Consider the following 23463-nt stretch of genomic DNA (forward strand, 5'->3'; position numbering starts at 1 on the left):
GCGTGCGCCGCTATGTGATCACACGTCTCGCGCAGGCCGTCGGTGTGCTGTGGGCCGCCTACACGGTGTCGTTCCTCGTGCTCGACTATCTGCCCGGCGATCCGGTCTCGGCGATGGCCGGCGCCGGAGCGGACTCGGCCGAGATCGATCCGGCACAACTCGCGGCGCTGCGGCACCGGTACGGCTTCGACAAGCCGGTACTGGCGCAGTACGCCGACTACCTGGGCCGGGCGGTACGCGGCGACTTCGGCGACGCGATCTCCACCGGCAGGCCGGTGAGTTCGACCCTGGCCGACGCGCTGCCGCAGACACTTCAGCTGACCGCCGCCGCGCTGCTGCTCGCCGTGGTCCTCGGCGGCGGACTGGCGGTGCTGGCGACCTGGACCACCCATCGGTGGCTGCGGCAGCTGCTGCTGTCGCTGCCACCGCTGGGGGTGTCGGTCCCGACGTTCTGGGTGGGGCTGCTGCTCGTGGAGGCGTTCTCCTTCCGGCTGCGCTGGTTCCCGGCCTTCGGCAACGACGGGCCCCGCGGGCTGATCCTGCCCGCCGTGACACTGGCGATCCCCACCGGCGCGCTGGTCGCGCAGGTGCTCGCCAAGAGCCTGCTCACCGCGCTGGATCAGGCCTATGTGGAGACCGCCCGCGCCAAGGGCGCCGGCCGGTGGCGGGTCCATCTGCGGCACGCGCTGCGCAACGCGTCCCTGCCCGCGCTGACGGTCGTGGGGCTACTGGTCGGGCAGCTCGTCGCCGGTTCCGTGGTCGTCGAGACGGTGTTCGCGCGGGACGGGCTCGGCCGGGTGACGGCCGCCGCGGTCACGGCGCAGGACATCCCGCTCGTCCAGGGAGTGGTGGTGTTCGGCGCGCTGATCTTCGTCATGACGAACCTGATCGTCGACCTCGTCTATCCGCTGCTCGATCCGCGGATCGTGGTCGCCCCGGGCGGGAAAGCGGGATTCGCATGAGCCAGGGTCTTGTCCATGACACCGCCGGGGCCGTGCCCGGCCACACGCGGCCGGTCGATCCGGGTGATCCGGGTGATTCGGGCGGTCCGGGCGATCCGGGGGTCGGTCCCGGATCGCGGGGGCGTGTCGATGTGCGGCGCGTCCTGCGGTTCCTGGTGCGCCGCCCCGGCCTGGTGCTGTCGGCCCTCGTGGTCGTCCTGGTGGTGCTGGCCTCGTTCGGGCCGGGGCTGTTCACCTCGCGGGATCCGCTGAAGGGGGTACCGGCACAGAACTTCCGGGCCCCGAGCGGCGCACACTGGTTCGGCACGGATGAGCTGGGGCGTGATGTGTTCTCCCGGGTGGTCCACGGCGCGCAGCTGTCGTTGAAGGCGACGCTGATCGCGGTGGCGGTCGCCTTCGTGGTCGGCAGCCTGATCGGTCTGGTCGCCGGGTTCGTCGGCCGCTGGGTCGATGACGTACTGATGCGCTTCGTCGATGTGCTGCTGTCGATCCCGGCGCTCTTCCTGTCCCTGGCCCTGGTCACCGCGCTGGGCTACGGGACGGTGAAGGTGGCGGTCGCGGTCGGGATCGCCAGCGTCGCCGGCTTCGCGCGGGTGACGCGGGCGGAGGTGCTGCGGGTGCGGCAGGCGGTCTTCGTCGAGGCCGCGCGTGCGTGCGGCGCCCGCTGGTACTCGGTACTCGGCCGGCACGTACTGCCCAACGCGGCGGGCCCGGTGATCGTCCTGGCCACCCTCGACTTCGGCTCCTCGATCCTGGCCGTGTCGGCGCTGAGCTTCCTCGGCTACGGAGCGCCGCCCCCGGCGCCCGAGTGGGGAACGCTGATCTCCGACGGCCGCAACTATCTGGCCAACGCCTGGTGGCTCACCGCACTGCCCGGGCTGGCGATCGCCGCGACCGTGCTGGCCACCAACCGCATCGCACGGGCGCTGGACGGCGAATGGTCCCGGCAGCGATGACCGGCCGTGCGACCAACGACCCAGGAACGGGTGAGGACTTGAGGACAACACCGGGCGCCGGTCAGGGTCTGGAAGCCGCTCCGGACGGCGAACGGGGCGGCGGCCCGGACACCGCTCAGGACGCCGGCCCGGCCCCCGGTCAGGGTCTCGCACTGGAGATACGAGGCCTGTCGGTGTCGTACCGCACCCGCGGCGGTACGGTGCCGGCCGTGCGGGGTGTCGACCTCGATGTGCGGCCGGGCGAAGTGACCGCGGTGGTCGGCGAGTCCGGGTCCGGCAAGAGCACCACCGCCCACGCGATCACCCGGCTCCTGGCGCCGAACGCCTCCCTCGACGCCGGCACGATCCGCTTCGGCCGGCACGACCTCGCCCGGCTGACGGAGGCGGAGCTGCGTACCGTACGCGGGGCACGGATCGGCCTGGTGCCCCAGGACCCCTCGGTGTCGCTCAACCCGGTCAAGCGCATCGGCGAGCAGGTCGCCGAGGTGCTGCGGATCCACGGGCTGGCGACCCGCCGCTCCGCGCCGCCGGCCGCGATCGCCGTCCTCGAACGGGCCGGCCTGCCAGAACCGGCCGTCCGCGCCCGGCAGTACCCGCACGAGCTGTCGGGCGGAATGCGGCAGCGGGCCCTGATCGCCATCGCCATCGCCGCCGAACCGAAGCTGATCATCGCCGACGAACCGACCAGCGCGCTCGATGTCACCGTGCAGCGGGTCATCCTCGACCATCTCCAGCACCTCACCGAGGAGTTGGGCACCGCGATCCTGCTGGTGACGCACGATCTCGGAGTCGCCGCCGACCGGTCGAAGCGCCTCGTCGTCATGTCGCGGGGGCGGGTCGTCGAGGCCGGTCCGACCCGCGACGTCCTCGCCGACCCCCAACACGCCTACACCCGGCGGCTGCTGGCGAGCGCGCCGAGCCTGGCCACCGCCCGCCCGCGTACCCCGGCCGCCGCGACACCCGCCTCCGCCTCCGCGCCCTCGGCCGCCGGGACGCCGCCGCTGGTCGAAGTCCGGGGCGCGGTCAAGGAGTTCCGGCTGCCCCGCGCGGGCGGTGGCGAGTCACGGACGGTGCGCGCGGTCGACGACGTCAGCTTCACACTCCACCGCGGTCGGACCCTCGCCCTGGTCGGCGAGTCCGGCTCGGGGAAGTCCACCACCGCCCGCCTGGTGCTCCGGCTGACCGACGCCACCGCCGGACGCGTCCTGTTCGACGGCGCCGATGTCACCACGGCCCGGGGCGCGCGGGCCAGACAGCTGCGCAGACGGGCCCAGCTCGTCTACCAGAACCCGTACGCCTCGCTCGACCCGAGGTTCTCCATCGCCGAGGTGATCACCGAGCCGCTGCGGGTGTTCCGGGTCGGCGACCGGGCCTCCCGGCTCGCGCGCGCCCGCGATCTGCTCGACCGGGTGGCGCTCCCCGCCTCGACACTGGAGCGCCGGCCGGCGGAGCTGTCGGGCGGGCAGCGCCAGCGGGTGGCGATCGCCCGGGCCCTCGCGCTCTCCCCGGACCTGGTGGTGTGCGACGAACCGGTGTCCGCGCTCGATGTCTCCGTCCAGGCCCAGGTCCTCCGTCTCCTCGGCGAACTCCAGGCGGACACCGGGGTGGCGTACCTCTTCATCTCGCACGACCTGGCCGTCGTACGGCAGATCGCGCACCGGGTCGCCGTCATGCGGGCCGGCCGCATCGTCGAGACGGGCGCCCCCGAAGACCTCTTCACCCACCCCCGCCACGACTACACCCGCGAACTGCTCGCGGCGATCCCCGGCGGACGACAGCAGGAGAACACCATGCGGACGAAGGCCCTATGAGCACCCCCGGGATCACCTCGCTGGCCTTTCTCACCCCGGGCAACTTCGACGACGGCGACCCGTCCACCGGCCTGGAGGAGACACTGCGGCTCTTCGAGTACGGCGAACGGCTCGGCTTCGACGGCGCCTGGATCCGGCAGCGCCACCTCGAACACGGCGTCGGCTCGGCCGCGGTGTTCCTCGCCGCGGCCGGCCAGCGCACCGAGCGGGTCGAACTGGGCACCGCCGTCATCCCGGTCGGCTACGAGAGCCCGTTCCGGCTGGCCGAGGACCTGTCGCTGGCCGACGTACTCTCCCGCGGCCGGCTCCAGGTCGGCTTCAGCACCGGTATGCCGCACGCCGACCTGCTCGGCGATCTGGTGTACGACGGTGACTGGCGCGCCTTCGACCTGTCCTACGGCCGGGTCGCGCGCGTCGTCGACAATCTGCGCGGCGCGTATCTCGGCGGCCCTGACACGGTGATCCCGTCGCCGGGCAACGCCCAGCGGCCACGGCTGCAACCGCACAGCCCCGGCCTGGTGGACCGGATCTGGTACGGCGGCGGGAGCCTGCGTTCGGTCCGCTGGGCCGGCGGGAACGGCCTCCATCTGCTCACCGGAAACATCGTCACCGGCGAGTCCACCGACGACTTCACCACGGCCCAGCTGAACCTGCTCACCGAGTACCGCCGCGCCCTCCCCACCGGGCAGGAGGCTCGGCCCGCCGGGCCGGCCCGGGTGGCGCTGGGGCGCGTGATCGTACCGCTGGACAGCGCGGACGCCGCCACCCGCGCCCGCTACCGGGAGTACGCCGCCGGCCGGCACGCGCGCACACTGGCGCCGCAGGGGCCGAAGCGGACCCTGTTCGCCCCGGACGTGGTGGGGACCGCGGAGCAGATCCTGGAGGAGCTGGCCGCGGATCCGGTCGTCGCGGAGGTGTCGGAGCTGCGCCTCGAACTGCCCTACGAGTTCCGCCGGGAGGAGTACGAGCAGATCCTCCACGACGTACGGCAGCTGATCGCCCCCGAGCTGGGATGGCGGCCGGACAGCGCGGGCTCCGGCGCGGCCGTACCCCCACCGCCCGCACCGGGACCGGGCCGTACGAGGTGATCACCGCCACGGCACACCACGCCGTGGACCCCGAGGCACCCGCCCACCGGCCGGTCGACGGCGGCGGCCCGGCTTCTCATGGACTGAGACGACGGCTTCGCCGCACATGGCCGACCGCTCCGCCGGGGTTACCATTCCGGGACCGGCACCCGGCCCGGGACAGTGAGGCATGCGATGGGAACACCAGGCGCGACAGCGGTACGACGCTGTACCGGCGCGGCGTGTCGCGATTGACGCCACGCCCCCACTCCGCCCGCACACCCCCGTGCCACTGCCTTCCGCCCGCTCCGGACCCGTGTCCGGCATCCGGGCAGCGCCGCAGCTTTCTTCCCCGTTCACTCCCCTTCCTTCCCCTTCCTTCCACTTTCCGGAGTTGCTTCCATGACCCTGCTGACGACGTGGCCGGAGTCGGGCCCCGAGACCACCGTGCGCCGTACCGCCGACCCCGTGGAGATCGCCGCCGCGCTCGCGCCGCTCGGTGTGCGCTACGAGCAGTGGCCCGTTCGCGAGGATCTCGCCGAGGACGCCGACAGTGACTCCGTCTTCGCCGCGTACGGACCGGAGATCGACAGGCTGAACGCCGAGGAGGGGTTCACCACGGTCGATGTCCTCGGGCTGCACCCGAGCGACGACCCCGGATTCCCGGCGAAGGCGAAGGCCGCGCGGGAGAAGTTCCTCCAGGAACACACGCACGACGACGATGACGAGGTCCGCTTCTTCGTCTCGGGCTCCGGGATCTTCTATCTGCACGTGGGCGGCGAGGTGCACGCCGTGTTCTGCGAGAAGGGCGACCTGCTGGGCGTGCCGCGCGGAACGACCCACTGGTTCGACATGGGCACCGCACCCGCGTTCACCGCGATCCGGTTCTTCCACGAGGAGGACGGCTGGATCGGCAGCTTCACCGGCTCCTCCATCGCCGGGCGCTTCCCCGACTACGACACCATCGCGGCCGGATACGCCGAGGACCGGGCCGCGGCGTGAGCCTCCGGTTCGAGGCGGACGCCGTGGTGCTCGACATCGAGGGCACCACGAGCGCCACCGGATTCGTCGTCGATGTGCTCTACCCGTACTCGCGCTCCCGCTTCGCGGCGGTGCTCACGGAGCGGGCCGACGACCCGGAGGTGCGCCGCGCGGTCGCGGGGGTGCGGGAGCTGCTCGGCGAACCGGACGCGGACACCGTACGGGTGGAGAAGGTCCTCGGCGAGTGGCTCGACGAGGACCGCAAGGCCACCCCGCTCAAGACGCTCCAGGGGATCATCTGGTCCGATGGATTCGCCCGGGGCGAGCTGGTCTCGCACTTCTACGACGACGTGGTGTCCGAGCTGCGGCGCTGGCACGGCGACGGCTTGCGACTGCACGTGTACTCGTCCGGGTCCGTCTCCGCGCAGCGGGCGTGGTTCACGAGCAGTCCGGAGGGAGACCTGCTGCCGCTCGTGTCGGGCCTGTACGACACGGAGAACGCGGGCCCCAAGCAGGAGCCTCAGTCGTACCGCCGCATCGCGGAGGCGACCGGCGACGTACCTGGCCGGCTGCTGTTCCTCTCCGACCGGCCCGGCGAGCTGGACGCGGCCCTCGAAGCGGGCTGGCAGGCGGTCCGGATCCGGCGGCCGGGCGAGCCGTACTACGAGCAGGACCTCGGCGACCACCCCGAGGCGGGGACGTTCGACGAGATCACCATCAGCGCAAGGAGCAACCCGTGACCACCACCACCTCAGCACTCGATCTCGAAGAGGCCGGGGCCGTGCTGGCCGCCGAGTCCGCGCGTTTCGCGTCGTTCGGCTGGATGCGGGGGACCTCGGGCAATCTGTCCGTCGTGCTCTCCCGCGATCCGCTGCGGCTCGCGGTCACGGCGAGCGGCCACGACAAGGGTGAGCTGACCCCCGCGGACGTGGTGCTGGTGGACGCCGAGGGGGCCGCGGTGGCCGGGGGCAGGCCGTCCGCCGAGGCCGCGCTGCACGCGCGGGTCGCCGCGCTCACGGGGGCGGGGGCGGTCGTCCATGTGCACACCGTGGCGTCCGTGGCGATGGGACGCCGCTCCCCCGGCGGCATCGTCCTGAAGGACCTGGAGATGCTGAAGGGGATCGGCCAGCCGACCCACGATGTGGAGGTGACCCTCCCGGTCATCACCAACAGCCAGGACATGGGGGTACTCGGCGACCGTCTGGAGGCGGCCCGGGATCCGCGGATGCCCGCGGTGGTCGTGGCGGGCCACGGGCTGTACGTCTGGGGCGACACCCCGCGCCAGGCCCGGCATCACACCGAAGTCGTGGAGTGGCTGCTGGAGCTGGAGCTGACGGAGCGCTGAGCGCTCAGCGAGGCGCGGGGGGAGAGGCCGGAGCCGGCCTCCCTCCCGGTCCGGCGCGCGTTACGCCGGCAGCTCGCCCGCCGAGATCTCCCGTACGCCCCGCTCCGTCACCAGCCCGGTCACCAGCCGCCCCGGTGTCACATCGAACGCCGGATTGTGGCCGCGGGACTGCGGGGGAGCCGTCCTTACCCCCGCCCACTCCAGCACCTCGTCCTCGCCGCGCAGTTCGATGTGGATGTCGGCGCCGGAGGCCGTGGACAGATCCACCGTCGTCGTGGGCGCGGCCACCAGGAACGGGATTCCCGCGTCGGCGCAGGCCAGCGCGACGCCCACGGTGCCGACCTTGTTCGCGACGTCCCCGTTCGCGGCGACGCGGTCGGCCCCGACGATCGCCGCGTCCACCCTGCCGCTCAGGATCGTGCCGGCGGCGGCTCCGTCGGCCTGGACGAAGTGCGCGATCCCCTCCTGGGCGAGTTCCCAGGCCGTCAGCCGCGACCCCTGCAACAGGGGCCGGGTCTCGTCCGCGTACACGACCTCCAGGCGGCCACGGGCGTGCAGTTCCCTGATGACACCGAGCGCCGTGCCCCATCCCGCCGTGGCCAGCGCGCCGGTGTTGCAGTGGGTCAGGATCCGCAGCGGCCGGTCCACCCCGACCCGCTCGATGAGCCAGTCAGCCCCGTACGCGCCCATCGCCCGGTTGCCCTCGATGTCCTCGCGCTGCACCGCCGCGGCCTCGGCCAGCACCGCGTCGAGGCCCTCGTCGAAGCGGGTCATGACGCGGTCGACGCAGACCATGAGGTTGACCGCGGTGGGCCGCGCGGAGCGGATCCTCGCGACGGCCGCGCGCACCTCGTCGCGCGACCAGCCCTCGCGCTCCCCCTGGATCATCGCCAGCGCCACCCCGTACGCGCCCGCCGCCCCGATCGCCGGCGCGCCCCGCACCACGAGCCGCTGGATCGCGTCCACCAGCGTGTCCACATCGGCGGTCCTGCAGGTCTCGGTGGCGTGCGGGAGGACGGTCTGGTCGATCAGCGTGAGGGCGTTTCCGGTCCACTCGACGGCGCGCAGTTCCTGGGGCATGGCGGGACACTCCTGATGTTCCGAAGGTGCGCGACACCGTACATGACCTCGGGGAACCACACTTCGAGACGGTCGCACAGGTGTCCGGAAACCGGTGTTAAAGTCCAGCACCCGCGGTTCAGCGGTCCCGAGCGCAGTCCGAACGGCGTCCGAACGGCATCCGAACGAAGGAGGAGATGTGCTGCTGACCAAGCGCCGCTTCCTCGACCACGGCCGGTGCGCCAGCGACGTCTGTCGTCGCCGGCCCGCGTGGCGCTGATCCCGTTCCGGCGCTTCGCCATGAAGCTTCGCGCTCCCGCACGAGCGCACCCGTCCGAGCGCTCCCCCGCCGGACTCCCCCGTCGCACTGCCCCGGAAGGCCGTTCCCATGTCCCGTAGAACCCGTTCACTCCAGTTCGCCGCGGCGGCTGCCGGTACGGTGCTCCTCGCCACCGGCTGCAACGCGGCGGCGAAGAACACCGACGCCTCGGACGCCGGCACCGCCGCCGGCAAGGACGCGACGTCCTTCACCCTGGTGACGCCGGACCCGGTGGGACAGAACCAGTTCCTCAAGCTCGCGGTCGACGGTGTGAAGACCGCGGCCAAGACGCACAGCGGGACGCAGAAGGTCTACCAGTCCTCCGACACCGCCTCCCAGCAGCAGAACGTGCAGGCCGCGGTCGACGCCTCGCCGAACGTGATCGTGCTCGTCGGCTTCGAGTTCGCCGACCTCGTCGCCCAGCAGGCCGAGGCGCACCCCAAGCAGCAGTTCCTGATGATCGACGCGTGCACGGCGAAGCCGTTCAAGAACGTCACCTGCGCCGTCTTCCGTGAGCAGGAGGGCGTCTATCTGGCGGGCGCCGAGGCCGGACTGCTGAGCAAGAGCGGCAAGGTCGGCGCGGTCGACGTGCTCGACACGCCGCAGTTCCGGCGCTACAGCGACCCGTTCGCGGCGGGCGCCAAGGAGGTCGCGCCGAAGGTCTCCGCGAGCACCCGCTTCGTCGGCGGCCAGTCCCCGTTCGACGACTCGGCACGCGCCAAGGAGCAGGCGAACTCGCTGCTCGCCAAGGGCACCGACCAGATCATGGCCGCCGCCGCGGCCGGCAACTACGGCGTCTTCGAGGCGGCCAAGGCCAAGGGCGCGTTCGCGTACGGCGTGGATGTCAACCAGTGCCCGTCGGCCCCCGGCACCGTCGTCGACAACGTGATCAAGAAGACCGACGTCGCCGTCGCCGAGGGCATCGAGCAGGTGCTGGGCGGCAAGGGCGGCGAGACCGTCTCGTACGGTCTGAAGGAGGGCGGCATCAGCCTCACGGGTCTGGAGGACGGGGTGGAGTCCTCCCAGTGCGTGATCGCCGACCACAAGGACGTGCTGAAGAAGGTCGAGGCGCTGCGCGACCGGATCGTGGCCGGGAAGCTGACGGTCGATGACCCGGCCGCCAAGTGACGCTCCCGCCGCGGCTGCCGGGGTGGGGGCCGCGGCAGCCGGGGCGGGGCCCGTGGCCGTGGAGCTGCGGGGCATCACCAAGCGCTTCCCCGGCACGCTCGCCAACGACCGCGTCGACCTGACCGTCCGGCGCGGTGAGATCCACGCGCTGATGGGCGAGAACGGCGCCGGCAAGTCCACGCTGATGTCCGTCCTGTACGGGATGGAGCGGCCGGACGCCGGATCGATCCACGTCGACGGGCGCGAGGTGTCCTTCGCCAGCCCGGGCGCGGCGATGGCCGCCGGGCTCGGCATGGTGCACCAGAACTTCAAGCTGTTCGACTCGCTGACGGTCACCGAGAACATCGTCTACCGGGCCGAGCCGCGCCGCTTCGGCCTGGTGGACCGTGCGGCGGCACGGCGGCGGGTGCGTGAACTCGCCGACGAGTACGGGGTGTCCGTCGACCCGGACGCCCGGGTCGGCGACCTGCCGGTCGGGCTGCGGCAGCGCGTGGAGATCCTGAAGCTGCTGCACCGGGGCGCCAGGACGCTCATCCTCGACGAGCCGACGGCGGTGCTGACTCCGGCCGAGGCCGACGCCCTGTTCGCGGTCCTGACGACGCTGACCGCGCAGGACCGTACGGTGATCCTTGTCACGCACAAGCTGCGCGAGGTGCTCGAAGGCAGCGACAACGTCACGGTGCTGCGGGACGGCCGGGTGGTCGCTCGGCTGCGTACGGCCGACACCACCGCCGACGCGATCGCGGCGGCGATGACCGGCCGTGCGGTCGATCTGGACCGGGTCCACCCGGCGGGGACGCCCGGGGACGTCGTGCTCGACGTCGAGGGGCTGAGCACGACGGGGGTGCACGGGGTCGGGCTGACCGTCCGCGCGGGCGAGATCGTCGGCGTCGCGGGGGTCGCGGGCAACGGCCAGAGCGAGCTGGTGGAGTCCCTCGCCGGGCTGCGTCCTGTCACCGCGGGGCGGATCGGCCTGAAGGGGACGGACATCACGCACGCCTCGGCCACCGAGCGCCGTGCGCAAGGCCTCGCCTACGTCCCGGAGGACCGCCACGCGGTCGGTACCGCGCCCGCCGCGACCATCGCGGAGAACCTGGCCATGGGCCACCACCGCACCTCGCTCGCCTCCCGTCGCGGGCTGCTGCCGCCCGCCGCCGTACGCGCCCACGCGCAGCGTCTCGTCGAGCGCTTCGGCATCAAGGCGGCCACGCCCGACGTGCCCGCCTCGGCGCTGTCGGGAGGCAATCTCCAGAAGCTGCTGATCGGCCGCGAACTCACCCACGAGGCACCGCTGCTGCTGGTCGAGCAGCCCACGCGCGGGGTCGACATCGGGGCGATCCAGGCCATCCACGACGAGCTGATCGCCTACCGCGACGCGGGCCACGCCGTGCTGCTCGTCTCCGCCGAGCTGAGCGAGATACGCGGCCTCGCCGACCGTGTCCTGGTGATGTACGAGGGCCGGGTGACCGCCTCGTACGGCAAGGCGGAGGCGGACGAGGCGACGCTGGGGCTCGCGATGGCGGGCGGGGCGTCCGCGTCCGCGGTCACCGCCGCGCCCACCCCGCTCCACGCAACCGCCCCGGAACGAGACTGACATGGCCCGTAGGACCGACATGGCCCGTATATCGGGGGCACTGCGCTCCCCCGTCACCTTCTCCATCCTCGCCGGGCTCGTCATCGGGGCGCTGTTCCTGGTGGGCACGGGGGCCGATCCGTTCGCCGCCTACGGGGCCGTCCTCACCGGCGCGCTCGGGGCCGACGGCATCGGATCCACCCTCACCACCGGCACCAGCGTGCTCGGGATGGCGCTGGCCCTGGCGATTCCGCTGCGGGCCGGACTCATCAACCTCGGCGGGGACGGTCAGATGGTGCTCGGCGGCATCGCCGCGGCCGTCACCGGTCTGTACGTACCGCTGCCGGCGCCGCTGGCCGTGGTGCTCGCCCTGGCCGCCGGGGTCGCGGCGGGCGCGGCCTACGCGGCGGTGGCCGCGCTCTGCGAGAACCGTTTCGGTGTGCCGCTGCTGGTGAGCAGTCTGCTGCTGAGCTACCCGGCCACGGCGTTCGCCTCGTATCTGGCGCGCTATCCCCTCAAGGAGCCGGGCTCCAGCCTTCCGCAGACGCGCCGGCTCCCCGAGGGCGTGGCCCTGCCCGTCCTCGGCTCGTCGACCGTGACGCTCGGGCTGGTGCTCGTGGTGCTGGCGGCGGCCGTGTACTGGTTCGTCGACCGCCGTACGGTGGCCGGTTACGAGATCCGGATGACCGGCCTCAACTCCCGCTTCGCCGCCTACGCGGGAGTGGAGCGCAAGGGGCTCACCCTCCGGCTGATGGCGACGTCGGGCGGGCTCGCCGGGCTCGTCGGCGCGATCGGCGTGCTGAGCTTCCCGTACCGCTTCCTCGACGGCGCGCTCACCGCCCCCGGCTACACCTGGACGGGTCTGACGGCGGCGCTGCTCGCGGCGGCGGCCCCGCTGGGCACCCTGCTGGCCGCGTTCTTCTTCGCCGTACTCCAGGTCGGCGGGCTCGCCATGGAGCGCACCACGGACGTTCCGCGCGAGCTGACGCAGGTGCTGCAGGCCATCGTCATCGTGTTCCTGGCGGCCCGGCTGAGCCTTCCGCGCCTGCGCGGCAGGGCGGCCGGCAAGCCCGTCACCCAGGAGCCCACCGCCCAGGAGCCCGTTCCCCAGGGGGAGTCCGTCTGATGTTCTTCGACTCCGATTTCCTCATGTCGGCGCTGCGCGCGCTGACACCGATCCTCCTCGCCGCGCTCGGCGGCGCCATCTGCGAGCGCGCGGGCGTCTTCAACATCGGCCTCGAAGGCATGATGCTGATGGGCTGCTTCACGGCCGTGGCGACGAGCTGGTTCACCGGCAGCCCCTGGCTCGGTGTGCTGGCCGCCGCGCTGGCCGCCGCCGCGTACTCGCTGATCCTCGCCGTGGGCGCGGTCACCCTGCGCGGCGACGCGGTGGTGCTGGGCATCGCGATGAACCTGCTGGCGGTGGGTCTGACGAGCTTCCTGCTGCGGACGGTCTTCGGTGTGCAGGGCACCTTCGGGGATCCGTCCCTCGCCGGGCTCCCGCTGGTCGGGGGTTTCTCCCCGCTCGCGTATCTGGCCTGGGCGTCGGTCGGTGTGGCCGCGCTGATGCTGTCGCGGCATGTGTGGGGTCTGCGGCTGCGCGGGGTCGGCGAGGCGCCTGACGCCGCGGCCACGCTCGGGGTGAGCCCGACCAGGTACAAGTACGCGGCGGTGCTCGTCTCCGGTGTGCTGTGCGGGCTCGCCGGGGCGCAACTGGCCCTGGGCAACGTCACGTTGTTCTCCGAGAACATGACCGCGGGGCGCGGCTGGATCGCCGTCGTCGCGGTCATGCTCGGCCGCGCGCTGCCCATCGGTGTTCTGCTCGCCGCGCTGCTCTTCGGTCTCGCCGAGGCCGCGGGCTTCCGGCTGCAGGGCCTCGGCCTGCCCCAGCAGGCGACCGACGCGGCGCCGTACGTCGTCACCCTCGGCGCCCTCTTCCTCAGCACGGCGCAGCGGCGCCGCCGCGACAGCCGGACGACTGGAGTCACCTCATGACGCAGGACCTGCTTCCCATCACCCGCATACCCCGTACCGGGCTGCCGCCGTACGCGGTCGTCGTGGGTGACCCGGCGCGCGCCGCGGCGGTCGCCGCGCTGCTCGACGGCGCGCGGGAGGTCTCGTACCACCGTGAGTACCGTACGTTCACCGGGAGCTGGCGGGGGCTGCCGGTCACGGTGGCGTCGCACGGGGTCGGCGGCCCCGGCGCGATCCTGCTCTTCCAGGAGCTGGCCGACGCGGGCGTGCGGACGATCCTGCGGTTCGGCACGGCGGGTGCGATGCGGCCCGGGATCGGTGACGGCGACCTGGTCATCGCGGAGGCGGCGGTACGGGACGACGGTGTCACCCAGCAGATCCTGCCGCCCGAGTACCCGGCGGTGGCCACCCCCGAGGCGGTGCTCGCGCTCCAGCGCGCCGCCCGCGAGCAGGATGCCCCGCACCACCGGGGCATCGTGTGGACCCGGGCCGTCTTCCAGCCGGGGCTCATCCCCCTCGACGGGTACGACGGGGCGGGGCTCGCGGCGATCGAGATGGAGCTGTCCGCGCTCTTCGTCGCGGGCGGTCTGCGCGGGCTGACCACGGGCGGCGTGCTGGTGATCGACGGTGCCAACGCCGACGAACTCGTCGACGAGGAGGCCACCGGGGGCTACAACCCGCACCGCGAGGCGGTCGCGGCCGGTGTGGAGCGGGGCAGTGTGGTCTCGCTGGAGGCGCTGCGGCTGCTGGCGGCGGAGGACGCCCGATGACCGCCGCCGATCTGCTGGTGCACGGCGGCACCGTCCTCACCGTCGACGGGGCCGGCACCGTCGTGCCCGACGGCGCCGTGGCCGTCCGCGACGGCGAGATACTCGCGGTCGGGCCCGCGGCGGACCTGCGCGCCCGGTACACGGCGGCCGAGGAGATCGACGCGAGCGGCTGTCTCGTCCTCCCCGGCCTGGTCAACACCCATACACACCTGGCGATGACCCTGCTGCGGGGCCGCGCGGACGATGTGACACTGCAGGGCTTCCTGGAGCGAGTGATCCACTGGGAGAGTCGGCTGCTGTCACCTTCGACCGTCGCCGCGGCCGTCCGGGCGGCGGTCGCCGAGAGCGTCCGGGCCGGGGTGACGACGGCGCTCGACATGTACTGGTTCCACGAGGCGGCCGAGCGGGTCGCGGCCGAGGCGGGCTGGCGGCTGCTCACCGGGCCGACCTTCATGGACGTACCCGACCCTGCCGACTCCATCGCCTACGCGGACCGGCTGGAGTGGGCGCGCCGGGATCTCGCCGGCCGCACGCCCCGGCCGGGCATCCGTCCGGCGCTGTTCGCCCACTCCGCCTATACGCTCTCGCCCGCCCAGCTGACCGATATCGCTGCGCTGGCACGGGAGTTCGGCGCACTGCTGCACATCCACGCGGCGGAGAACGCGAGCGAGGTCGCCACCGTCGAGGAGCGCTACGGCAAGCGCCCGGTGGAGCTGCTCGACTCGCTGGGGCTGCTCGGCCCCGATCTGTTGCTGGCGCACACGGTGGATCTGACGGACCCCGAGATCGCGGCGCTGGCCCGGACCGGCACCTCGGTCGCCCACTGCCCGGTGTCCAACCTCAAACTGGGCTGCGGCGTCGCCCCGGTGCCCCGGCTGCTGGACGCGGGCGTGACCGTCGGGCTCGGGACGGACGGCGCGGTCAGCTCCAACACACTGGATGTGCTGGGCGCCGTACGGCAGGCCGCGCTCATCCACAAGGCGGCCGGCGACCCGACCGCGGTCGGTGCGGAGCAGGCGGTGCGGATGGCCACGATCGAGGGCGCCCGTGCGCTGGGGCTCGGCGACCAGCTGGGCTCCCTGGAGGCCGGAAAGCGCGCCGACCTGGTCGTGCTGGACCTGGCGGCGCCCCATCTGCGCCCGCTGCACGACCCGTGGTCCACGCTCGCGTACGCCGCGCACTCGTCCGATGTGCGGGACACCGTCGTCGACGGACGGATCCTCCTGCAGAACCGTGTGCTCGGGCCGTGGAACGAGGCGGAGGTGCTCGCCGGTCTTGAGGCGCTCACCGGTACCACGGAGACGGCGCCCGTATGAACGTGACCAGGGGCTTCACCGGACGCGCGCGGGTCGCCAACGCGGGGCTGCCGCCCGGCCAGTACGACGCGGGCGACGACTGGCCGATCCTGTCCGCCGAGGTCACCCCCCAACTGGCCCCCGAGGACTGGACGCTGACCATCGGCGGGATGGTGGCCGAGGCACGCACCTGGACCTGGGACGAGGCGCACACACTGCCGTCGTCCGCGTACCGGGGGGACATCCACTGTGTGACGGGCTGGTCGAAGTTCGGGGTGCGCTTCGGGGGTGTGTCGGTGGACGCCTTCCTCGACCTCGCGCGCCCGGCCCCCGGGGCGACCCACGCCGTCGTCCACTCGTACACCGGGTACACCACGAACCTGCCACTGGCGGATCTGACCGGCGGGCGCGCCTGGATCGTCTGGGAGTACGGGGACGGGCCCCTGCCCCCCGAGCACGGCGGGCCGGCGCGGCTGATCGTGCCGCACCTGTACTTCTGGAAGAGCGCCAAGTGGGTCACGGGCCTGCGGATCCTCGACCACGACGAGCCGGGTTTCTGGGAGCAGAACGGCTACCACGACCGCGGCGACCCCTGGAAGGAACAGCGCTACTCCGGTGACTGAGACCTCTCTCCCCCCGACCCGGTTCGCCGTGCCGGGACGGATCGCCGCGAGCAACCGCGCGGCGGCCGTCTGGCAGCGCGCCACCCTCACCGGGATCCGCCGCGAGACACCGCACGCGGCGACCTTCCGCTTCGCCGTGCCCGGCTGGACCGGCCATCTGCCCGGGCAGCACCTGATGCTGCGGCTCCGCGCGGCGGACGGCTACACCGCCCAGCGGCACTACTCGATCGCGTCACCGCCCGACGACGCCGGGCACATCGAGCTCACCCTCGACCATGTCGAGGGCGGCGAGGTGTCCGGCTGGTTCCACACCGTCGCCGGGCCCGGCGACGAGATCGAGGTGCGCGGCCCGCTCAGCGGCTTCTTCGCCTGGCCCGGTGACCGGCCCGCGCTGCTCATCGGGGCGGGCTCCGGTGTGGTACCGCTGATCTCCATGGTCCGCCACCGGCGCGCGCGGCGTCTGCCGGTGCCGCTGCGGCTGCTCGTCTCGGCCCGGAGCCCCGAGGAGCTGATCTACGCGTCGGAGTACGGCGCCGAGACCACCCCCGTGTTCACGCGCGCCGCGCCGGAGGGTACGCCCGTGGGCCGGATGTCGGCCGCGCATGTGGCGGCGCTGCTGGCCGATCCGCCCGACGGCGGGTGGGAGGCCTATGTGTGCGGCTCGAACGCGTTCGCCGAGCACGCCTCGCGCCTGCTGGTGGCGGCGGGCCAGCCGGTGGACCGGATCCGTATCGAGCGCTTCGGCTGACGCCGCCCCCGTGTGACAGCCGGTCCGGCCTTCCGGCGTACGAAACCCGGTAGCGGTCCGGTCCCGGCTCCGCATACCTTCGCGCGCATGGCTGACGACTGCTTCGCGCATCCGCGGCTCGCCGCGCTCTACGATCCGCTCGAATCCGACCGTCCGGATCTCGATCCGTACCTGCGCATGGCGGACGAGTTCGCGGCACGCCGGGTGCTGGACATCGGCTGCGGGACCGGGGTCTTCGCCCTTCTCCTGGCCGATCGCGGGATCGAGGTGACCGGTGTCGACCCGGCCGCGGCCTCCCTCGGCGTCGCCCGCGGCAAACCGGGCGCCGAGCGGGTGCGCTGGATCCACGGTGACGCGGCGGACCTTCCGCCGCTGGAGGCCGACCTCGCGACGATGACGGGGAACGTCGCCCAGGCCATCGCCGATCCGCGGGCATGGCGGACGACGCTGCGGGGAGCGTACGAGGCGGTGCGGCCCGGCGGGCATCTGGTCCTCGAGACCCGCGATCCGGCCGTACGCGCCTGGGAGGAGTGGACCCGCGAGAACACCCACCACGTCACGGAGATCCCGGGCGTCGGCCCCGTCGAGAGCTGGACGCGACTGATCGAGGTGCGCCCGCCTCTGGTGACGTTCCGGGCGACCTACGTCTTCGCCGCGGACGGGGAGGTGCTGACGTCGGATTCGACGCTGCGGTTCCGGGAACGGGACGAGGTCGAGGCGGACCTGGTGGCGCACGGTTTCGTGGTGGAGGACGTGCGCGAGGCGCCCGACCGGCCGGGAAAGGAATTCGTCTTCGTGGCACGACGGCCATGAACGGCCATGAACCGCCGGCCGGGGGCCGCCGTCGCCTCACACGCCGGCGTCGCCTCACACGCCTCCGGCGCGCTCGGTGCGCGGGGCGTAACCCCCGATGATCCCGGCGCGTGACGGACCGGAAATCCGGTCTTTCTACGGTACGGAGCGTGGGGCCGCGCCGTGTGTACGCGGCCCGTGTACGCGGCACGAGGTGGAGGTTCGGTGACAGCCGGCGCGAAGAAGGACGGCGTCCGTACGGTCTGTTCGTACTGCGGGGTCGGCTGCGGGATCGTGCTGGACGTGGTGCGGGATCCCGCCGACGGACGGCGCCGGGCGGCGAAGGCCTCCGGAGACAAGGCCCATCCCGCCAACTTCGGCCGGCTGTGCACCAAGGGCACGACCAGCGCGGACATGATGGCCGCCGCCGGGCGTGCGGATACGGCGCTGGTCCGCCCCGAGCGCGGCGCCCTGCCGGTCCCGACGGACACGGACGAGGCCATTACGGCGGTCGCCGGCCGGCTGCGGGCGATCCTGGACGCGCACGGGCCAGACGCCCTGGCCTTCTATGTGTCCGGGCAGATGTCCCTGGAGGCGCAGTACCTGGCGAACAAGCTGGCCAAGGGCTTCGTCCGGACGCACCGGATCGAGTCGAACTCCCGGCTGTGCATGGCCTCCGCGGGCACCGGCTACAAGCTGTCGCTGGGCGCGGACGGTCCGCCCGGCTCCTACCAGGACTTCGACCGCGCCGACACCTTCTTCGTCATCGGCGCCAACATGGCCGACTGCCATCCGATCCTGTTCCTGCGCATGATGGACCGGGTCAGGTCGGCCGGGGCCAAGCTGATCGTCGTCGACCCACGGCGCAATGCCACCGCCGACAAGGCCGATCTCTTCCTGCGCATACGGCCGGGCACCGACCTCGCCCTGCTGAACGGACTGCTGCACCTGCTGGTCGCGAACGGTCACACCGACGACGCGTTCATCGCGGAGTTCACCGAGGGCTGGGAGGAGATGCCCGCCTTCCTCGCGGACTATCCGCCCGCGAAGGTCGCGGAGGTCACCGGCATCCCCGAGAGCGACATCCGACTGGCCGCGCGGTGGATCGGCGAGGCCGGCGAGTGGATGAGCTGCTGGACCATGGGCCTGAACCAGTCCACCCACGGCACGTGGAACACCAACGCCCTGGTCAACCTGCACCTCGCGACCGGCGCCATCTGCCGCCCCGGGTCGGGGCCCTTCTCGCTGACCGGCCAGCCCAACGCCATGGGCGGGCGCGAGATGGGCTACATGGGCCCCGGACTGCCCGGCCAGCGATCGGTCCTGGTGGACTCCGAGCGCGCCTTCACCGAGAAGCTGTGGAACATCCCCGAGGGCACCCTGCGGACCGGGACCGGGCGTGGCACGGTCGAGATGTTCGAGCGGATGGCCGCCGGTGACATCAAAGCGTGCTGGATCATCTGCACCAACCCGGTCGCCTCGGTCGCCAACCGCAAGACGGTCGTCGCCGGTCTCGAAGCGGCCGAACTCGTCATCACCCAGGACGTCTTCGCCGCGACCGAGACCAACGCGTACGCCGATGTGGTGCTGCCCGCGACCCTGTGGGCGGAGTCCGACGGCGTCATGGTCAACTCCGAGCGGAACCTCACCCTCGTACCGGGAGTCGTCGACCCGCCCGGACAGGCGCTGCCCGACTGGCGGTTGATCGCCCGGGTGGCCTGTGAGATGGGCTTCGCCGACGCGTTCGGATACACCTGCGCCGAGGAGGTGTTCGAGGAGCTCAAGCAGGCGTGGAACCCCACGACCGGCTGGGACCTGCGCGGGGTGACCTACGAGCGGCTGCGCGCCACCCCCGTCCAGTGGCCCGCCCCGGCCGCCGACGGCCCGGACCGCAACCCGATCCGCTACCTCAACGACGGTGTCAGCCAGACCCTCCTGGTGCACGAGGACGGCTCCCGCCCGCGCCTGGCCTTCCCGACCACGAGCGGACGCGCGCGGTTCTTCGCCCGCCCGCACCTCCCGGCGGCCGAACTCCCCGACGACGCGTACCCGTTCGTCCTCAACACGGGCCGCCTGCAGCACCAGTGGCACACCATGACCAAGACCGGGAAGGTCGCCAAGCTGGCGAAACTCAACCCCGGCCCGTTCGTGGAGATCCATCCCGAGGACGCCGAAGCCCTCGGCGCCGGCGAGGGCGATCAGCTGGAGATCGCCTCCCGCCGGGGACGGGCGGTGCTCCCGGTGGTGGTCACCGACCGGGTCGGGCCGGGTACCTGCTTCGCGCCCTTCCACTGGAACGATCTGTTCGGCGACGATCTCAGCATCAACGCCGTCACCAACGACGCAGTCGACCCGCTCTCCTTCCAACCCGAGTTCAAGGTCTGCGCCGTGGCACTGACCGTCGTCCCGGCTCCGGCTCCGGCGGCGGTGGACTCCCCCGTCCGCGCGCTCGCCACCCTGTTCGACATTGACACCGACCCCGGCACCGGCACCGACCCCGGCGCGGCCGACGGGCTCGGCCCCCTACCGCTGACCGCGCCGGAGCGCCAGTACCTCTCCGGCTATCTCGCCGGTCTCGCCGCGGCCCCGCCCGACGGACGCGTTCCCGTCCTGCCGCCGGGCGCGCCCTTCCACCCCGACCGCGCCCTGTGGGTGAACGGCGCACTCGCCGGTACGTTCTCCCGCGCCGCCGTGCCCGCCACCGCCGTACCCGCACCGATTGACACCCCTGTGGTACCGGCCCGCCGTCTGGTCATCCTGTGGGCCTCCCAGACCGGCACCGCCGAGGAGTTCGCCACCCGCGCCGCCGGGCACCTCACCCGGACGGGCCGCACCCCCGAACTGCTGTCCATGGCCGACGCGTCCCCGGACCTCCTCACCACCGACGCCGACCTGCTCCTCATCACCAGCACCTTCGGCGACGGCGACACACCCGACAACGGCACCGGCTTCTGGCAGACGCTGTCCGCCCCAACGGCCGTACGGCTGACGGGAGTCCGGTACGCGGTACTCGCCTTCGGCGACTCCGGCTACCACGACTTCTGCGGCCACGGCCGCCGGCTCGACGAACGCCTCGACGCCCTCGGCGCGGCCCGGCTCGTCCCCCGTACCGACTGCGAGCCCGACTTCGAAGAGGCCGCCGAGCGCTGGCTCGGTCAGGTCGTCACGGCCCTGGCGGCAGCCGACGGCCGGCCGCCCGTACGCCCCGCCACCCCCGCACCGGCGGTCGTCACCACCGCGCCGGCCGCCTTCACCAGAACAGCGCCGTTCGCCACCCTGCTCATCGGCAACAAGCTGCTGAGCCTGCCCGGCTCCCAGAAGGAGGTCCGGCGGTTCGCGTTCGACACCCGCGACGGTGAGCTCGCCTACGACGCCGGGGACGCCCTCGGCGTATGGCCGGTCAACGGCGCCCCGCTCGTCGCGGAGTGGCTCGCCCTCACCGGCCTCGCCCCCGACGAGCCGGTCGACCTCGGCGACGGCACGCCGCTCCCCCTCGGGGAGGCCCTGCGCACCCGGCTGGACATCGCCCGCGTCACCACCGGCCTGCTCACGTTCGTGGCGGACCGTACCGGGAGCCACGAGCTGAAGCGCCTGCTGCGGCCCGGCAACAAGGAAGCCCTCGCGAAGTGGAGTTGGGGCCGTCAGGCCGCCGACGTGGCCGCCGCGCTGCCCGTCCGCGCTTCGGCGGCGGAGTGGGCGGGGGTTCTGGGGCGGCTCCAGCCCCGGCTGTACTCCATCTCCTCCAGTCCGCTCGCCCACCCGGGCGAGGTCCGTGTCACGGTCTCCGTCGTCCGCTACACCAACGGCCTCGGCCGCGACCGCGAGGGCGTGTGTTCCACGTATCTCGCCGACCGCGCGGACGACGGGCCCGTGCAGGTCTTCGTACGGCGCTCACCGCACTTCCGCCCGCCGGCCGACCCCGCCACCCCCATGATCATGGTCGGTCCCGGAACGGGTGTGGCGCCCTTCGTCGGCTTCCTCGAAGACCGCAGGGCCCGCGGTCACACCGGCCCCAACTGGCTCTTCTTCGGCGAGCAGCGCCGGGCCACGGACTTCTACTACCGCCAGGACCTGGCGGCGGACCGGGCGTCCGGCCACCTCGACCGCCTCGACCTCGCCTTCTCCCGCGACCAGCGCAACAAGATCTACGTCCAGGACCGGATGCGCGAACACGGCCCCCGCCTGTGGCAGTGGCTCCAGGACGGCGCCCACTTCTACGTCTGCGGCGACGCGGGGCGGATGGCCGAGGACGTCGACCGGGCGCTCAAGGACATCGCCGCCACCCACGGCGGTATGGACACCGACGAAGCCGCCGCCTACGTCCGGCGCCTGTCCACGGACAAGCGCTATGTCCGCGACGTCTACTGACGGCCTGCGGCGGCGCCCGGAGACCCCGGCACGTACGCTCGTGGGCATGGTTGAGCATCGAATGGTTGATGTGAACGGCGTGCGCCTGCACATCGCCGAGCAGGGCGAAGGCCCCCTGGTGGTGCTTCTGCACGGCTTCCCCGAGTCCTGGCACTCGTGGCACCACCAGTTCGGCCCGCTGACCGACGCAGGCTTCCGCGTGGTCGCCCCCGACCAGCGCGGATACGGACTCAGCGATCATCCCGAGGACGTCGGCGCGTACACCGTCCTCCATCTCGTCGGCGATGTCGTCGGACTGATCCGGGCGCTGGGCGAGGAGAAGGCGTACGTCGTGGGGCACGACTGGGGCGCGCCGGTCGCCTGGCACACCGCGCTGCTGCGGCCGGACATGGTGCGCGGGGTGGCCGGGCTGAGTGTGCCGCCGCCCTTCCGGGGGACGCGGCCTCCGCTGGCCGCCATGGACGAGAGGTTCGGCGGCCGTTTCTACTGGAACTACTTCGACCGCCCGGGGGTCGCCGACGCCGAGTTCGGCAAGGACGTACGGACCACCCTCCGCAAGTTCTTCTACGCTGCCTCCGGCTCCGCGCCGTACTCCGGCGAGGTCAAGCAGCCGCTGGTCGGCACCGGGCGGGGCTGGCTGGCGGACATGCCGGACCCGGAGGTGCTGCCGGAGTGGCTCACCGAGGACGATCTCGACGTCCTCACCGAGAGTTTCTCCCGGGGCTTCACCGGGGCGCTCAACTGGTACCGCAACCTGGACCGCAACTGGGAGCTGACCGCTCCGTGGCACGGCGCCGTCGTCACCCGGCCCGCCCTGTACATGTACGGCGACCGTGACGCCGTACCCGCCTTCCCCGGCGCCCCCGAACTCATCGCGCGCCTCCCCCGGCTCATGCCCAGCCTCTGGCGCGAGCCGATCGAGCTGGCAGGCTGCGGACACTGGACCCAGCAGGAGCGCCCGGACGAGGTGAACGCGGCGCTCGTCGCGTTCCTCAGGGCCTGCGCCTGACACCAGGGCCTGCGCCTGAGCCCCTGGCCTGCGGGCCCGAGCCCTCAGGCCAGGATGTCCCGCAGGGCGTCGACCAGCCGGCGGCCGGCGTCGGTCCGTTCGTCGGGCAGCCCGCCCAGAACCGCCGACAGCTCCGCCAGGTGTGCCGGATGCCCCGGCGGCGCCGGAGCGGCGGTGCGCGCGCGGTCCCGGTGGCGCTCCGTCAGCTCCAGGGCGAGCGCCGCCTGACCGGCGAAGAGGGCGAGCAGATCCATGCCGGCCAGGGAGGTGCGCATCGCGGGATTGCGGTCCAGCACCTCCAGCACACCGAGCACCCGCTCCCCGCACAGCAGCGGCGCGGCCATCAGCGCGGTGGGTACGTACTGGGTGGCCTCGGCCACGTCGTGGGCGAACGCTCCCTGCCGCGACACGTCGTCCACGGTGATGGGCTGCCGGGAGCGGACCACCCACCCGGCGATGCCCTTCGACGCGGGAAAGCGCCGGCCGACGAGGAAGTCCTCGCCCCGTCCTGAGACGGCGGCGAAGACCAGTTCGTCGCGCTCCTCGTCGAGCAGGAAGATCGAGCCGGCCTGGGCCTCGAAGATCGCCCGGGCGACCTCCACCACGGATCTGAGCATCCGCAGATGGACCTGGGTGAGATCGTCCTCGGGAGCGGCACCGTCCGGGGGTCCTGACAGCAGGGG

Annotated in this window: 20 protein-coding genes; 18 read left to right on the forward strand and 2 right to left on the reverse strand. The window is 72.7% G+C overall.

Annotated features, from left to right (window positions below; translation table 11 throughout):
- The first annotated feature begins 2 nt into the window (after window positions 1-2).
- The 7 genes from AB0389_RS01625 to mtnB all read left to right on the forward strand — a co-directional run bounded on the left by AB0389_RS01625 (window position 3) and on the right by mtnB (window position 7122).
- Window positions 3-962 (forward strand): ABC transporter permease, encoded by a 960-nt coding sequence (locus tag AB0389_RS01625; protein WP_366393274.1) that lies wholly within the window; start codon window positions 3-5, stop codon window positions 960-962.
- Window positions 959-1918: an ABC transporter permease gene (locus tag AB0389_RS01630; protein WP_366393275.1), complete on the forward strand. Its 960-nt coding sequence runs from the start codon at window positions 959-961 to the stop codon at window positions 1916-1918. Before AB0389_RS01625 ends, AB0389_RS01630 begins: the two co-directional genes overlap by 4 nt.
- Entirely contained in the window at window positions 1900-3729 is a 1830-nt protein-coding gene (locus AB0389_RS01635) for an ABC transporter ATP-binding protein (protein WP_366393276.1), read from the forward strand. The genes AB0389_RS01630 and AB0389_RS01635 overlap by 19 nt, the downstream gene beginning before the upstream one ends.
- The gene (locus tag AB0389_RS01640) at window positions 3726-4817 is read left to right on the forward strand and encodes an LLM class flavin-dependent oxidoreductase (protein WP_366393277.1); all 1092 of its coding nucleotides are present in this window, start codon (window positions 3726-3728) and stop codon (window positions 4815-4817) included. The genes AB0389_RS01635 and AB0389_RS01640 overlap by 4 nt, the downstream gene beginning before the upstream one ends.
- A gap of 381 nt (window positions 4818-5198) precedes the next feature.
- Window positions 5199-5798 carry a cupin gene (locus AB0389_RS01645; protein ID WP_366393278.1) on the forward strand — a complete coding sequence of 200 codons (600 nt, stop codon included), beginning with the start codon at window positions 5199-5201 and terminating at the stop codon, window positions 5796-5798.
- On the forward strand, window positions 5795-6517 hold the full coding sequence (gene mtnC / locus AB0389_RS01650; RefSeq protein ID WP_366393279.1) for an acireductone synthase: 723 nt from the start codon (window positions 5795-5797) through the stop codon (window positions 6515-6517). Before AB0389_RS01645 ends, mtnC begins: the two co-directional genes overlap by 4 nt.
- A complete protein-coding gene (gene mtnB / locus AB0389_RS01655; protein ID WP_366393280.1) occupies window positions 6514-7122 on the forward strand; it encodes a methylthioribulose 1-phosphate dehydratase in 609 nt (202 codons plus the stop codon). The genes mtnC and mtnB overlap by 4 nt, the downstream gene beginning before the upstream one ends.
- 60 nt (window positions 7123-7182) lie before the next feature.
- On the opposite strand, the gene mtnA is transcribed toward mtnB, so the two are convergent.
- Window positions 7183-8202, reverse strand: a complete 1020-nt coding sequence (mtnA, locus tag AB0389_RS01660) for an S-methyl-5-thioribose-1-phosphate isomerase (protein WP_366393281.1) — start codon at window positions 8200-8202, stop codon at window positions 7183-7185.
- A gap of 367 nt (window positions 8203-8569) precedes the next feature.
- On the opposite strand from mtnA, the gene AB0389_RS01665 reads away from it, so the two are divergent.
- The 11 genes from AB0389_RS01665 to AB0389_RS01715 all read left to right on the forward strand — a co-directional run bounded on the left by AB0389_RS01665 (window position 8570) and on the right by AB0389_RS01715 (window position 22780).
- Window positions 8570-9628: a BMP family ABC transporter substrate-binding protein gene (locus tag AB0389_RS01665; protein WP_366393282.1), complete on the forward strand. Its 1059-nt coding sequence runs from the start codon at window positions 8570-8572 to the stop codon at window positions 9626-9628.
- Window positions 9609-11222 (forward strand): ABC transporter ATP-binding protein, encoded by a 1614-nt coding sequence (locus AB0389_RS01670; protein WP_366393283.1) that lies wholly within the window; start codon window positions 9609-9611, stop codon window positions 11220-11222. Before AB0389_RS01665 ends, AB0389_RS01670 begins: the two co-directional genes overlap by 20 nt.
- A gap of 19 nt (window positions 11223-11241) precedes the next feature.
- Window positions 11242-12327, forward strand: coding sequence for an ABC transporter permease (locus AB0389_RS01675; RefSeq protein ID WP_366393437.1), 1086 nt, complete (start codon window positions 11242-11244; stop codon window positions 12325-12327).
- Window positions 12327-13196 (forward strand): ABC transporter permease, encoded by an 870-nt coding sequence (locus AB0389_RS01680; RefSeq protein WP_366393284.1) that lies wholly within the window; start codon window positions 12327-12329, stop codon window positions 13194-13196. The genes AB0389_RS01675 and AB0389_RS01680 overlap by 1 nt, the downstream gene beginning before the upstream one ends.
- Entirely contained in the window at window positions 13193-13945 is a 753-nt protein-coding gene (locus AB0389_RS01685; protein ID WP_366393285.1) for a purine-nucleoside phosphorylase, read from the forward strand. The genes AB0389_RS01680 and AB0389_RS01685 overlap by 4 nt, the downstream gene beginning before the upstream one ends.
- Complete coding sequence (locus AB0389_RS01690) at window positions 13942-15261, forward strand: amidohydrolase (RefSeq protein ID WP_366393286.1); 1320 nt, start codon at window positions 13942-13944, stop codon at window positions 15259-15261. The genes AB0389_RS01685 and AB0389_RS01690 overlap by 4 nt, the downstream gene beginning before the upstream one ends.
- On the forward strand, window positions 15258-15863 hold the full coding sequence (locus tag AB0389_RS01695) for a sulfite oxidase-like oxidoreductase (RefSeq protein WP_366393287.1): 606 nt from the start codon (window positions 15258-15260) through the stop codon (window positions 15861-15863). The genes AB0389_RS01690 and AB0389_RS01695 overlap by 4 nt, the downstream gene beginning before the upstream one ends.
- On the forward strand, window positions 15856-16611 hold the full coding sequence (locus AB0389_RS01700) for a ferredoxin reductase (RefSeq protein WP_366393288.1): 756 nt from the start codon (window positions 15856-15858) through the stop codon (window positions 16609-16611). Before AB0389_RS01695 ends, AB0389_RS01700 begins: the two co-directional genes overlap by 8 nt.
- 87 nt (window positions 16612-16698) lie before the next feature.
- Complete coding sequence (locus tag AB0389_RS01705; RefSeq protein WP_366393289.1) at window positions 16699-17424, forward strand: class I SAM-dependent methyltransferase; 726 nt, start codon at window positions 16699-16701, stop codon at window positions 17422-17424.
- Window positions 17425-17628: 204 nt separating this feature from the next.
- Window positions 17629-21771: a bifunctional nitrate reductase/sulfite reductase flavoprotein subunit alpha gene (locus AB0389_RS01710; RefSeq protein WP_366393290.1), complete on the forward strand. Its 4143-nt coding sequence runs from the start codon at window positions 17629-17631 to the stop codon at window positions 21769-21771.
- A gap of 46 nt (window positions 21772-21817) precedes the next feature.
- The gene (locus AB0389_RS01715; protein ID WP_366393291.1) at window positions 21818-22780 is read left to right on the forward strand and encodes an alpha/beta hydrolase; all 963 of its coding nucleotides are present in this window, start codon (window positions 21818-21820) and stop codon (window positions 22778-22780) included.
- A gap of 44 nt (window positions 22781-22824) precedes the next feature.
- Here the strand turns inward: AB0389_RS01715 and AB0389_RS01720 are convergent, their stop codons facing one another.
- Entirely contained in the window at window positions 22825-23397 is a 573-nt protein-coding gene (locus AB0389_RS01720; RefSeq protein WP_366393438.1) for a GAF domain-containing protein, read from the reverse strand.
- Window positions 23398-23463 lie beyond the last annotated feature (66 nt).

The sequence above is a fragment of the Streptomyces sp. NPDC093109 genome (assembly GCF_040701725.1).
Classification (GTDB): domain Bacteria; phylum Actinomycetota; class Actinomycetes; order Streptomycetales; family Streptomycetaceae; genus Streptomyces.

Excerpts from the sequence above, each read along its gene's own strand:
- AB0389_RS01675 (WP_366393437.1), top strand. The coding sequence starts at position 11,242 with ATGGCCCGTATATCGGGGGCACTGCGCTCCCCCGTCACCTTCTCCATC.
- AB0389_RS01630 (WP_366393275.1), top strand. The coding sequence starts at position 959 with ATGAGCCAGGGTCTTGTCCATGACACCGCCGGGGCCGTGCCCGGCCAC.
- AB0389_RS01665 (WP_366393282.1), top strand. The coding sequence starts at position 8,570 with ATGTCCCGTAGAACCCGTTCACTCCAGTTCGCCGCGGCGGCTGCCGGT.
- AB0389_RS01635 (WP_366393276.1), top strand. The coding sequence starts at position 1,900 with ATGGTCCCGGCAGCGATGACCGGCCGTGCGACCAACGACCCAGGAACG.
- AB0389_RS01715 (WP_366393291.1), top strand. The coding sequence starts at position 21,818 with ATGGTTGAGCATCGAATGGTTGATGTGAACGGCGTGCGCCTGCACATC.
- AB0389_RS01720 (WP_366393438.1), bottom strand. The coding sequence starts at position 23,397 with ATGCTCAGATCCGTGGTGGAGGTCGCCCGGGCGATCTTCGAGGCCCAG.
- AB0389_RS01680 (WP_366393284.1), top strand. The coding sequence starts at position 12,327 with ATGTTCTTCGACTCCGATTTCCTCATGTCGGCGCTGCGCGCGCTGACA.
- AB0389_RS01670 (WP_366393283.1), top strand. The coding sequence starts at position 9,609 with ATGACCCGGCCGCCAAGTGACGCTCCCGCCGCGGCTGCCGGGGTGGGG.
- AB0389_RS01695 (WP_366393287.1), top strand. The coding sequence starts at position 15,258 with ATGAACGTGACCAGGGGCTTCACCGGACGCGCGCGGGTCGCCAACGCG.
- AB0389_RS01685 (WP_366393285.1), top strand. The coding sequence starts at position 13,193 with ATGACGCAGGACCTGCTTCCCATCACCCGCATACCCCGTACCGGGCTG.
- AB0389_RS01705 (WP_366393289.1), top strand. The coding sequence starts at position 16,699 with ATGGCTGACGACTGCTTCGCGCATCCGCGGCTCGCCGCGCTCTACGAT.
- AB0389_RS01645 (WP_366393278.1), top strand. The coding sequence starts at position 5,199 with ATGACCCTGCTGACGACGTGGCCGGAGTCGGGCCCCGAGACCACCGTG.
- AB0389_RS01690 (WP_366393286.1), top strand. The coding sequence starts at position 13,942 with ATGACCGCCGCCGATCTGCTGGTGCACGGCGGCACCGTCCTCACCGTC.
- mtnA (WP_366393281.1), bottom strand. The coding sequence starts at position 8,202 with ATGCCCCAGGAACTGCGCGCCGTCGAGTGGACCGGAAACGCCCTCACG.
- AB0389_RS01640 (WP_366393277.1), top strand. The coding sequence starts at position 3,726 with ATGAGCACCCCCGGGATCACCTCGCTGGCCTTTCTCACCCCGGGCAAC.